Source organism: Xanthomarina sp. F2636L (assembly GCF_026410195.1).
GTDB lineage: Bacteria > Bacteroidota > Bacteroidia > Flavobacteriales > Flavobacteriaceae > Xanthomarina.
In genome coordinates this window covers 223,339-234,543 of sequence record NZ_JAPMLM010000072.1, presented here as the reverse complement: position 1 = coordinate 234,543, position 11,205 = coordinate 223,339, and the positions used below count along the sequence as shown (strand labels likewise).

Annotated in this window: 12 protein-coding genes; 2 read left to right on the top strand and 10 right to left on the bottom strand. The window is 31.4% G+C overall.

All coding sequences use genetic code 11. From position 1 onward, the window contains the following. Positions 1 to 134: 134 nt before the first annotated feature. The 8 genes from OS191_RS14700 to OS191_RS14665 form a co-directional block, all read right to left on the bottom strand. Positions 135 to 821, bottom strand: coding sequence for a hypothetical protein (locus OS191_RS14700; protein WP_267153700.1), 687 nt, complete (start codon positions 819 to 821; stop codon positions 135 to 137). 157 nt (positions 822 to 978) lie between these two features. After that, positions 979 to 1,398 carry a hypothetical protein gene (locus OS191_RS14695; protein WP_267156453.1) on the bottom strand — a complete coding sequence of 140 codons (420 nt, stop codon included), beginning with the start codon at positions 1,396 to 1,398 and terminating at the stop codon, positions 979 to 981. 73 nt (positions 1,399 to 1,471) lie between these two features. Then, a complete protein-coding gene (locus OS191_RS14690) occupies positions 1,472 to 2,680 on the bottom strand; it encodes a tyrosine-type recombinase/integrase (RefSeq protein ID WP_267156452.1) in 1,209 nt (402 codons plus the stop codon). 148 nt (positions 2,681 to 2,828) lie between these two features. Beyond that, complete coding sequence (locus OS191_RS14685; RefSeq protein WP_267156451.1) at positions 2,829 to 3,944, bottom strand: DUF2914 domain-containing protein; 1,116 nt, start codon at positions 3,942 to 3,944, stop codon at positions 2,829 to 2,831. Between the two features lie 35 nt (positions 3,945 to 3,979). Beyond that, positions 3,980 to 4,549 (bottom strand): hypothetical protein, encoded by a 570-nt coding sequence (locus OS191_RS14680; protein ID WP_267156450.1) that lies wholly within the window; start codon positions 4,547 to 4,549, stop codon positions 3,980 to 3,982. A 32-nt stretch (positions 4,550 to 4,581) separates the two neighbouring features. Next, positions 4,582 to 5,148, bottom strand: a complete 567-nt coding sequence (locus OS191_RS14675) for a GNAT family N-acetyltransferase (protein ID WP_267156449.1) — start codon at positions 5,146 to 5,148, stop codon at positions 4,582 to 4,584. A 301-nt stretch (positions 5,149 to 5,449) separates the two neighbouring features. Beyond that, positions 5,450 to 6,562 carry a BamA/TamA family outer membrane protein gene (locus OS191_RS14670; RefSeq protein ID WP_267156448.1) on the bottom strand — a complete coding sequence of 371 codons (1,113 nt, stop codon included), beginning with the start codon at positions 6,560 to 6,562 and terminating at the stop codon, positions 5,450 to 5,452. Next, positions 6,562 to 7,197 carry a hypothetical protein gene (locus tag OS191_RS14665; protein ID WP_267156447.1) on the bottom strand — a complete coding sequence of 212 codons (636 nt, stop codon included), beginning with the start codon at positions 7,195 to 7,197 and terminating at the stop codon, positions 6,562 to 6,564. Before OS191_RS14665 ends, OS191_RS14670 begins: the two co-directional genes overlap by 1 nt. A 258-nt stretch (positions 7,198 to 7,455) precedes the next feature. Here OS191_RS14665 and era point away from each other — a divergent pair, with 258 nt between their 5' ends. Then, positions 7,456 to 8,337, top strand: a complete 882-nt coding sequence (gene era, locus OS191_RS14660; protein WP_267156446.1) for a GTPase Era — start codon at positions 7,456 to 7,458, stop codon at positions 8,335 to 8,337. A 220-nt stretch (positions 8,338 to 8,557) separates the two neighbouring features. Here the strand turns inward: era and OS191_RS14655 are convergent, their stop codons facing one another. Together OS191_RS14655 and OS191_RS14650 are read right to left on the bottom strand one after the other, a co-directional pair. Continuing rightward, positions 8,558 to 9,064, bottom strand: a complete 507-nt coding sequence (locus tag OS191_RS14655; protein WP_267156445.1) for a GTP-binding protein — start codon at positions 9,062 to 9,064, stop codon at positions 8,558 to 8,560. Between the two features lie 13 nt (positions 9,065 to 9,077). Continuing rightward, entirely contained in the window at positions 9,078 to 9,809 is a 732-nt protein-coding gene (locus OS191_RS14650) for an SIMPL domain-containing protein (RefSeq protein WP_267156444.1), read from the bottom strand. Positions 9,810 to 9,892: 83 nt separating this feature from the next. Here OS191_RS14650 and der point away from each other — a divergent pair, with 83 nt between their 5' ends. After that, positions 9,893 to 11,197 (top strand): ribosome biogenesis GTPase Der, encoded by a 1,305-nt coding sequence (gene der / locus OS191_RS14645; RefSeq protein ID WP_267156443.1) that lies wholly within the window; start codon positions 9,893 to 9,895, stop codon positions 11,195 to 11,197. Positions 11,198 to 11,205: the final 8 nt, after the last annotated feature.

Genomic DNA, 11,205 nt, shown 5'->3' with positions numbered 1-11,205 from the left:
ACAACGTGTTTGTGTATGATTTCGTTGCGTGTTTGAGCAACTAATTTAGCAAATACAAACCGAATAGAAAAACCGCGAGGATTTTCGTAAGTAGGCGAGTACTAGCAATGAATTATACACGTTGTTGTAAGCAGTTATTTAAATCGGTTATTATTCTTTTTAAAGTAATTTTCAATATTCGGTTTCTGTTTAGTTTGTCTAAATCGGAACAAAGTATTTTCAGTTGTTCTTTTATTAGTTCTAAATTCTGTCTCACTATTTATCACAAAGCTTGAGTCGGATTTAATCACTCCATTGATTTCGTATAAATAAGCAGAATTAAAAGAATCTTTTCCAGGTTTTTGCATTTCAATGCTGTAAAACTGTATTCTAATACTATCATTATTAACTTTAGCTAAACCTTTATTACCAATATCGTTTGGTTCAAATCCGCAAATTCGCTTGGTTCTTTTGTCTTCAGAGTTTTGAGACTCAAGCATTAATTCAATTACTTTATGCGCTCGTTCATAGGTATTCTCATAAGTTTCATTTTCCGCACAGTAATAATTCGTAAGTCCGTCAATTCCACGAATATTAACTATAAAGCCGTCTTCGTAAATAAAAAAAGCAGATAGATATTTTATTTTTGTTTCTTGGGTATTGTCAGAATTATTGGCTTCACGTTCCAATTCCGCAAAATAGTAACCATTCAGTTTTAAAGTGTTTTTCGGTACCTGATTGTTTTCAAAATCAATAAGTTTATCCTTGTGATGCGTTTTAAATATTCCACAAGAATTGGAAATAAAAACAATAATAATTAATGAGAATATTCTGTTTTTCACGGGTTTCCTTTAATTGCTTACAACGGTCTCGTATAACCGTCAGTTACGGGTTTATATGCGTTATTTTTGGGTTTAGCACAGACGTTAGCAATTCCGAGTGGATTCGGACGTAGTCGAATCCGCCGTAATTGCGGTTATACATTGTTGTGCACTGTTTTTATTTTTCATTTAGATACTTTTTTGCATCACGTAAATTCAATTCCGTTTCGTTTACAGCTTGTCCAGTCCGTTTTTCATTAAACACAGGTTCATCAAGTCGGTCAAGTCCGATTAATATTTGAAAAACTGCAATTCCATTTTCGTTTTCCAATTCCGTTCGCAACCACTTTTTATATTCCGTTATCAAATTCCGATTTCCGATTTTTGATAAACTCCAATATCCGCTAACTCGCTCTTCCTCGGTTTTATATATTCCAGAGTTCAGTCCGTTGACAATTATCTGTTCTAATTCAGACGGTTTGTATTCGGTCAGTTTTGATTCCGCAATTACACTTTTTTCAAAATCCGAATGAGAATTTCCGTTTTCTTTTTCGAAAATAAAAGCAACTTCTGTAAACTGTTCATTTGTTAATTTCATCACTGTTTTCAATTCGATGTAACGGTTTTCTCAAATAGTGCACAACGTGTTATATAAAATCAAATATAGCTGTTTAGTCTTTAAAATTTCGGGATATCAAAACTTTTTTGTTGTCTTTGTCTTTTAGTTGCATCTCCTCAATCATGACATCCAATGGGTTTCTAATTTTTAAAATATCCTTTTTGGCTACATGGGTGTAAATCATGGTAGTTTCTGGTTTTACATGCCCTAATAAAGCTTGAATATACCGTAAATCAATCCCATTTTCTAGCATATGCGTTGCATAACTATGCCTTAAAGTATGAGGTGTTACAGGCTTCGTTATTCCAGCTAATTTGCAAGCTTGTTTTAAGAAAAACCGAATACTACTAGCTGAATACTTATCTCCATCTCGACCTTCAATTAAAAACTTTTCTGGTCTGTAAGTGTGTACATAATTATACAGTAAGGGTTTTATAGCTTCACTCATTCCAACAACACGATCTTTACGACCTTTAGCTTGTTTAATATGTATTTGACTTCTATCTAAATCCAAATCGTTTAGCTTTAAATTTAATAATTCACCAATTCGCAAACCTCCAGAATAAAGTAATCCTATGATGGTTCTGTGCTTTAAATTTTTAGTTACCTGCATTAAATCTATAATTGCTTCCTTAGATAAAACAATAGGTAAATAATTACTTTTCTTAGGTCGTTCAAAATTACTGGCATCAAAATTTTCTAAATTGCACAAAACTGTAAAATGCTTAAACGCACTTACACATTGCCTATGACTACTAATACTATAATACTCTTTGCTAATTACTTGTTCTATAAAAGTTTCGATGCTTCGAGTGTTCCAATGTGATTTGTCTATGGTTTTATGATGATTTAAAAAACGAAGAATAAAAAATCCATAAGAAGATACCGTGCTTTCGCTTAATCGCTTTCCACGTAAATATGCTACATACTCTTTTAATATGGTTTTCTGTTCTTTAGATAATGCTTGAAATAAGGTTAGCTTATCTGGAGATTTTACCTTGGAAATGGTTGTAATATGCTCTTTTCTAACATATTTTAAAGATTTATAATCTATATAGAACTCGCCTTTTCTTAAATATGTAAATAACTCATGTAAGGTGTTTTGATTGTGCGCTACGTAATATGTACTATGGGTTTTGCTCCAATTAACGCCTTGGAATTTTTTTATATAAGATTTTGTCTTTTCATTAAATGAAAATCCAATGGCTATCTGGCTTTTGTCTTTGTAATAAAGAGGCTTTAGTGTAATAATTGGTTTCATAAAATGCTGATTTTATTAAAGTTAGATAAAATTCCTTAATTAAAAAAAACTTTTATGCCGAGTTTTTATATTCTTATATAGAATGAAGTTTTTCTATATCATAAATACCGTTCAGAAGATTGGTTTAGTCACGTAATTTCTAAAAGCTTTAAAATTTTCTTTCAACCATGCGTTTAGGTTGCATCTCAGAACTTATTATTATCTCAAAGTCAACAACTCCAATAACTAATTCTTCTTCGGTAATAACATCCACTTTCCATAAGCCTGATTTGATGTTGTTTTTAAATGTATAACCACGGAATCCGGCATTTCTACCACCAGTAATTTCATAGCCAATGTCTTCAATTATATCCCATTCTCCCGAGTTTTCATTATACCATTTCCAACGATGTTTTATGGATTTTTTAATTTCGGTTGGCGCAAATATAGAGGTGAAAATATAAACGTTCTCATTGGGTTGATGGATGAATTTTATTCGGTGGTCTCGCCAAAACACATACCAATCATCTCGTTCATAAGTCACAGCATATCTATTGTCTTCTTTTTGAATATTATGAGCCACAATCCCCACATCTAAAGCTAGTGGCACTGGCGGAATAAGATTGAAGAAATAAAATATGTTAATGCTAGCATACATGATTAAAATAATTCCAAGCATTTTTGTAATGTGAATTTCTAATCGTGTGCTAGGACTTTTGATGTAAATGATTGTTATTAATAGGAGGGTAATAATTAAACTAACTAAACCAGAAAAAATAAAAATAGTTGTATTCATTTCTTTAATGAATACAGGAATCATAAAGGTGAAAAAGGTAAAACTGACAAAAAAATAAACTCCAAATTGTAAATATTTATTAGAGATTCGTTTTTTTAGCATTTCGTTAGCAAAAAGTAATGCCAGAAGAATAATGAAAAAGGTTATGGTTTTGGAAAGGGAAACGCTTCTGGAAAAATAAATAACATAAGCACTGGAAAGACCGCCAAAGAAAAACTGAATGGCTAAGGGCAAATATTCTTTATAACGCTCTAGTATGGTGTTTTTCCATTTACCATCATCCATTAAATTAAAGAGATATAATGCTATGGTTAAAGAACTCATATGTAAACACAAGATGGTTAAATCATAGACCCGATCAATACGACCTAGAGTTAAGGAATCGAAAATAAAACCACCTATAAAAAAAATAATAGGTGCATATTTTTCATGCTTCCGTATAAAATTTCGAAATCCACTATTTCTAAATTTAACCAATGTTCTTTTCATGCGCTTTTAAAAGAATTTATAAAATAGTATGTAATTTACTTAACATAACTTTCAGTCCATTCACCACCTTCCTCAAAGAGGTTATAACCACTTTCGGAGTCTGAGCATAAATATTTTCCCGTCCAGTCTCCATCAAGCGTAAATAAATTGTAATTGGTTTTTGCGCGAACAAAATACCCTATCCATTCGCCATCCATATCATAAAATAGATAGATATTCGAGTTGGCATAAATAAGAATTCCAAATGGTTCTGCCATCTCATTAAATAAGTATTTTCCTTCCCATGTAGCATATCTTGGATCTAAATTAGCCCTATATTTTGGATTGATTTTAGAGTTGTATTTTGGATTTAGATGTGATGTGTAGTTAGGATTAATATTTGACGAATAATTGGGATTTAAACTTGAATTATATTTAGGGTTTAAGCTAGAAGTGTACTTAGGATTTATTTTAGAGTTGTATTTTGGATTTATATTAGAATTAAACTTAGGATTAATCCTTGAAGTATATTTGGGATTCTGACTAGAAGGTAACATCTGAGCAAATAATGGCATAATTGCTAGTAATAAAACAAATGTTATATACTTGGTTTTCATATTAATCATGTGTGTCGATTAAAAATACAATAATTATAAATCTAATTCAACACAGAATGTTTCATATTAAAGGCTAATCCAATATAAGCGTTGTTATTAAACTCAAATTCGTCTATTATTTCCCAACCCAATTTTTTAGTATGAGCTTTCTCAGAAATAACATTTACCTTATTTATAAAAGTAATAGAGATGGGATATTTTTTTAGAAACTCCATTCTCATTTCTTCAAAAATTAAATTTAATAATCCCTTTCCTCTATATTTTTTATCGATGCACACGGGACCATATTGAAAACTGTTCTCTGTGGTAATTATATTTCCATGAAAAGATAATTTAGGAAATCGAGATACCATAAAGTTGAAAATTTCCCATTGTTCAAAGTAGCTCCAGCTTCCGGCAAAAGCATATGCAACAAGTTCATTTTCCTTATTTATAGCAACAAAAACTCCATTCACTTTAATTATTTCTTCAATTTGATTGATGGTAAAAGGAGTTGTTACAAAACCTTCTTTTCGTTCTAAGTTATTTAGGTTTTTATATAGGTATTTTTCTTGTAGAGAAAGAATGCCATTTATGTCATTCTTGGTTCCAATTCTGGTTTTAATCATATATGTTTTTTGTGAAAATAGATGTTCTCAATTACTTTCAGTTGATTGAAGTTACTAATTTAATAAATTAAAAGGCTATATAAAACACTTGCTTTAGGGTTTATAAATATATGTTCGAAGGAGCCTCTAATTGAGTTTTTCTGACTTATTGATTTTACTTAGCTCGTATAATTAATATAATCTATAAAGATAAAACCAGTAGAGTGCCATACAGATATAAGAGTAAGAGATATTTATAAGTTAAAAAGTGTGCTAAAATTATTAAAGTTTAAATCACCAGAAGTAGTTTTATATACTGGTATTAAAATGCCTCATTTATTCCAAAGTAAATACCGCTACTGCCATCCACACCAATTCCGGCATCTAAACGAACCCAGGTATCTTGTGTTTTTAAAAGTTTAAACCTAAGTCCACCTCCAGCACTTGGTTTTAAATCGTTTAAACTAAAAAGTTGCTTTTGGTCGTGTGCTACTTTTCCAAATAATCCAAAGCCAGCTAAGGCCCATCTAGGATTAAAACGGTATCTGTATTCTGCTTGAAAAAGATATAAGCTTTTATCTATAAAACGACCTTGATAATATCCACGAGCTCGATTTCCTCCTCCATACCAGGCTAAACCTTGAAAAGGCGGATTGCCAAAATTGCCTTCGTAGTATAATTGTAGAGCAATAATACTCTTTTCTCCTAGTTTTTGATAAGTACGTAAATCGGTAATAAACTTATTATAGTTTTCAGTTGCACCAAAAAGTTCACTAGAAAATTGTGCGTTCATTTTAAGTAAATGCCCTGAAAGTGGCGAGCCTACATTATCTCGAGAGTCTAAATTAAAGATAACCCCAAAGCCACTAATTACAGCGCCATCACTACCAGTAATATCTCCAGTTGTAAAAAGACCTCCTTCTTCAACCTTTGTAACATCATGATTTTCATAAATATATTCAAAGCCAAAATTTAGGGCTGGAGGTAATCTTTTTAAAAAACTAACCTTTAATATCTGTGAAGTCATGTCGTAAGACTCCTCATTACTGTTTGGAGTGGTATTCCCAATTCCCCAGAAATTATTAGGAAATATTTTCCACTTAAAATTCATATCTAGAAAATAATCGCCTTTACCAAAATATATTTGTGGAATTACATCAATTATAAACTGTTTATTCGATGTCATTATAAAATCTACAAAAATATTGGATACCCGATCATTATAAATATTTTTCTGTTTCAATAAAAAAACTTGAGCTCCAGCACCAAAACCAAAACTGGTTTCAGGCGTATAAAACACAATGGGAATAGCTACAAATTGTAATTTCTTGTTTTTATTGATTGTATCGGACTTAATAACAACGTCCTTATTCTGACCGAAACCAGAAGGGCTAAATAAAAAACAAATCAATATGAAGAAAAGTAGTTTTTTCATTAAAGAGGTTTCGAGTCTAACAGTATTTTAAATCCGAATGAAAAGGATAAATTACTCAGTTCGTAAGTCACGTTTTTTGTGCTATCGTTAATATTTGTTTCCTGTTTTAAATCTAACCAATATACATTGTAGTTTAAACCAAGTTCAAAAGTTACGCGATCTTGAATGACATAAGCAAAACCAAAGGTTGAAAGAAACCCAAAACCACCACCACCGTTAATGTTTTCAATATATACACCATCTACTAAGTCTCCCACAGTATCTCTGTAGAGAGCATATCCAGGCGATAAACTAAAAAAAACAGACCCCACATGACTTGGGGATAAAAAATAAGTTCCTTTTGGTCCAACAAAAAAGGTTTCAGAAGTATTTTCAGAATTTTCATTTTCTATATTACTTCGTTCCATATTTGCAGATAAACCTATATTTAAACGGTCTATTAAAAATTTTCCTGTACCAATTTCTATTCTGTACCAATTACTAATAGATTTGTTATCGGTTTTTGTGTTTTCAAAAGATCCTGAGCCTATAGATCCTGTAAGTCCTGTAAGCCATCTGCCTTTTCTAAAGGGAGTCATATCGCTAAAATCTGTTGAGTCAATTTTAACATCTTGAGCTAAACTATACGTAGGCATGATAAAAATACATGCTATTAATAAAACTATAAAAAATGATTTGTTTATCACTTAAAAAAGATGCTTTAAAACAGATTTAAATTATAGCACTAAAGTATTAAAAAAATAACTACAAAATGTTTAATAAGTTGAAAAGTTACCAATCTTAAAATCACTTATGCTTGTAATAATAATGCTTAAAAAAACATTTTATCATATCTTATTTAGAGAATGTTAGGTTTAAAATTATTAAAACTATCTTTGCCGTATTAAAATATTATGATGCATAAAGCAGGTTTTGTAAATATTATAGGAAATCCAAACGTTGGAAAATCGACATTAATGAATGCGTTTGTGGGTGAGAAGTTATCTATTATTACTTCGAAAGCACAAACAACACGCCATAGAATTCTAGGTATTGTTAATGGGGAAGATTTTCAAATGATTTTGTCTGATACACCAGGAATTATAAAGCCAGCCTACGAGCTACAAGAATCCATGATGGGTTTTGTAAAATCGGCTTTTGAAGATGCTGATGTGCTAATCTATATGGTTGAAATTGGTGAAAAAGAATTAAAAGATGAAACCTTTTTTAATAAGATTACCAGTTCAAAAATCCCTGTTTTATTGCTGCTAAATAAAATCGATAAATCCGATCAAGAACAGCTTGAAGAACAAGTGCAAAGTTGGGCTGTAAAAGTGCCAAATGCAGAAATATTTGCTATTTCGGCTTTGGAAGGATTTCAGGTAAAAGAGGTTTTTAATCGTATCATAGAATTGCTTCCCGAATCGCCACCTTTCTATCCAAAAGATCAATTAACAGATAAGCCAGAACGTTTTTTTGTAAACGAAACTATAAGAGAAAAAATTTTAATGCATTATAAAAAGGAGATTCCTTATGCTGTTGAAATAGATACAGAAGAATTTTTTGAAGAAGATGAAATTATTAGAATGCGTTCTGTAATTATGGTGGAAAGAGAAACCCAAAAAGGCATCATTATTGGTCATAAAGGGTCCGCTTTAAAACGTGTTGGAGTAGAAGCTAGAAAGGATTTAGAGAAATTTTTTGGTAAGCAAGTCCATTTGGAACTTTATGTAAAAGTGAATAAAAACTGGAGAAACGACCAAAGACAGTTAAAGCGTTTTGGGTATAATCAGTAACATACTTGGTAAATAGGTATTAGGAATTAAAATTTAGTAAACTAAAAACTATTTATCCCTAATTGATGCTTTTTCCTAGTTTATCAATACCTTTCCCATACCTTTCCCATACCTTTCCCATACCTTATCTATGGCTTCTTTATGCCATCCTATGGTTTTTCTATGAGAATAGAAAGTTTTTTATAAGAATCCCTCAGACAACCTCTCTAAATATTGAATACTACTGATTACGAAGTGTATCTCTCATAAATCTATGAAGCAGATGCATGTCGTTCATGCCAACTTTTTTACCCATCTGTCCAACAAAGTATAAAACAATCCATACAATAACCATAAAAATCATCATACTTATTTGGATGCCATAAGATGTTTCTAAAGACCAATTAGAATATCCCCACGCTCCAAAGCCTAAGAACAAACAACCAACCAAAAAATGAAAAAACATAAACATAGTCCAAACCGTTGGGTTGGGTCCAAATAAGCCACGAATCGTACTGGAGTTTTCATTTATTTCATCTATTTCCAAATGTAATTGTGGCGACCAAAAATGCTGCTTTTGTTTTGGCAATTTAAGAAATACATGATTGTCTATTCGAGACACAATAAAATTAGATTGCTCTTTTTTTGCTTTGTCAAATAGACTTAGTAAATCTTCATTATTTCGGTCTTTTTCAAATTTGAAACGTGGTCTTAAAACCACTTCATTGATTGTTGAGGAGTTGGACATATATGTTTTTAAGTTATTTCACTTTATAATCTAATTTCATGGTAATAGAAGCTGTTTTTTCCTTAGATTCTGTATTAAACGTCCCTCCCCAAGAATAATCTTCGTCAGAATTCTGACCGGTAATTTGAAAAATTCCCATTTTAGCCGAAATTAATTCTCCTAGTTTTCCTCCAGAATTTTCAGCAATCATATCTGCTCGATGTTTTGCGTCGGAGGTGGCTTTCGATATCATTTCAATTTTTAAATCGGCTAATTTTGTATAATAATATCTAGGCGATTGGGAGTAAAATTGAATTCCTTTATTTAGAAGTTCGGTAATTTCTCTTGAAATCAATTCAACTTTTTCAACATCATTAGAATCTATTTGTAAGGATTGTGTTAAGATATACCCTAAAAATTCTTCCCCAATATATTGGCCTTCTTTATTGTATTTTCCACGAGTATTTTTTCTGCTATTTACAGCATTAAAAACCAATTCCTTCTCTGTAATTCCTTTAGAAAGTAAATATTCGGAAATAATTTTTTTATCATCTTCAAGATCGTTATAAGCTTGTCTAAGATCAAAGCTTTCTTTAGAAAAAGAACCTTCCCAAACAATTAAATCTGATGTAAAATCAGCTTTTCCTAAGCCAGTAACCGAAATAGTACCATCAGCTTGATTCCTATTCATAAAAGCATTTCCTAGTAAGAATGCAGAAATTACAATAGCTAAAGAAAAGATAATGGCTGTAATGTTATTTTTCATTTGTAAATATATTTTTTTTGAGAGATACAAAATACAACGAAATCATAAGCATATCATTATATTTGCATCAAAATTTATTTAAAATGAGTAACATAGTTGCTATAGTAGGAAGACCTAATGTTGGAAAATCGACCTTTTTTAATCGTTTAATACAACGAAGAGAAGCGATAGTGGATGCAGTTAGTGGTGTAACAAGAGACAGACATTACGGAAAGAGTGACTGGAATGGAAAAGAATTTTCGCTAATTGATACAGGAGGTTATGTTAAAGGAAGCGACGATATTTTTGAAGCAGAAATAGACAAACAAGTTGAATTAGCTATCGATGAGGCTGATGCTATTATTTTTATGGTAGATGTAGAATCTGGCGTGACAGGAATGGACGAAGATGTAGCAACCTTGCTTAGAAAAGTTAAAAAACCCGTTTTTTTAGTAGTTAATAAAGTAGATAATGCCAAAAGAGCTGAAGATGCTGTGGAATTTTATTCTTTAGGTTTAGGCGAATATTTCACCATTGCCAGTATTAATGGAAGTGGAACCGGAGATTTATTAGATGCTCTTGTTGAAGCCTTACCCGAAAAAGAAAATGTTGAAGAAGCTGAGCTACCTCGTTTTGCTGTAGTAGGAAGACCAAATGCCGGGAAGTCGTCTTTTATAAATGCACTAATTGGCGAAGAAAGATATATTGTTACAGATATTGCAGGAACAACCAGAGATTCTATAGATACTAAATACAATCGTTTTGGTTTTGAATTCAATTTGGTGGATACGGCTGGAATTAGACGAAAAGCTAAAGTTAAAGACGATTTAGAATTCTATTCTGTTATGCGAAGTGTTCGTGCCATAGAACATGCCGATGTATGCTTGTTAGTTATGGATGCCACTCGTGGTTTTGACGGTCAGGTACAAAACATTTTCTGGCTGGCAGAACGCAACAGAAAAGGGATTGTAATATTGGTTAATAAATGGGATTTGGTTGAGAAAGACCATAAATCAACTAATGAATTTGAAAAAATTATTAGAAGAGAAATTGAACCTTTTACCGATGTGCCGATTGTTTTTATTTCAGTATTAAACAAGCAACGTATTTTTAAAGCTATTGAAACGGCTGTTGAAGTTTATAACAACCGAACTAAGAAGATTAAAACAAGCAAGTTAAATGAAGTTTTACTTCCAATTATAGAACACAATCCACCTCCAGCATATAAAGGAAAATTTGTAAAAATAAAATATATCATGCAATTGCCAACTCCACAACCGCAATTTGCATTTTTCTGTAATTTACCTCAGTATGTAAGAGATCCTTACAAACGCTTTTTAGAAAACAAACTTCGTGAACATTTCAATTTTAATGGTGTTCCAGTAAGTGTTTATATGCGTAAAAAATAAAAATTATA

Excerpts from the sequence above, each read along its gene's own strand:
- OS191_RS14655 (WP_267156445.1), bottom strand. The coding sequence starts at position 9,064 with ATGTCCAACTCCTCAACAATCAATGAAGTGGTTTTAAGACCACGTTTC.
- OS191_RS14690 (WP_267156452.1), bottom strand. The coding sequence starts at position 2,680 with ATGAAACCAATTATTACACTAAAGCCTCTTTATTACAAAGACAAAAGC.
- OS191_RS14695 (WP_267156453.1), bottom strand. The coding sequence starts at position 1,398 with ATGAAATTAACAAATGAACAGTTTACAGAAGTTGCTTTTATTTTCGAA.
- OS191_RS14670 (WP_267156448.1), bottom strand. The coding sequence starts at position 6,562 with ATGAAAAAACTACTTTTCTTCATATTGATTTGTTTTTTATTTAGCCCT.
- OS191_RS14650 (WP_267156444.1), bottom strand. The coding sequence starts at position 9,809 with ATGAAAAATAACATTACAGCCATTATCTTTTCTTTAGCTATTGTAATT.
- era (WP_267156446.1), top strand. The coding sequence starts at position 7,456 with ATGATGCATAAAGCAGGTTTTGTAAATATTATAGGAAATCCAAACGTT.
- OS191_RS14675 (WP_267156449.1), bottom strand. The coding sequence starts at position 5,148 with ATGATTAAAACCAGAATTGGAACCAAGAATGACATAAATGGCATTCTT.
- OS191_RS14680 (WP_267156450.1), bottom strand. The coding sequence starts at position 4,549 with ATGATTAATATGAAAACCAAGTATATAACATTTGTTTTATTACTAGCA.
- der (WP_267156443.1), top strand. The coding sequence starts at position 9,893 with ATGAGTAACATAGTTGCTATAGTAGGAAGACCTAATGTTGGAAAATCG.
- OS191_RS14685 (WP_267156451.1), bottom strand. The coding sequence starts at position 3,944 with ATGAAAAGAACATTGGTTAAATTTAGAAATAGTGGATTTCGAAATTTT.
- OS191_RS14665 (WP_267156447.1), bottom strand. The coding sequence starts at position 7,197 with ATGCCTACGTATAGTTTAGCTCAAGATGTTAAAATTGACTCAACAGAT.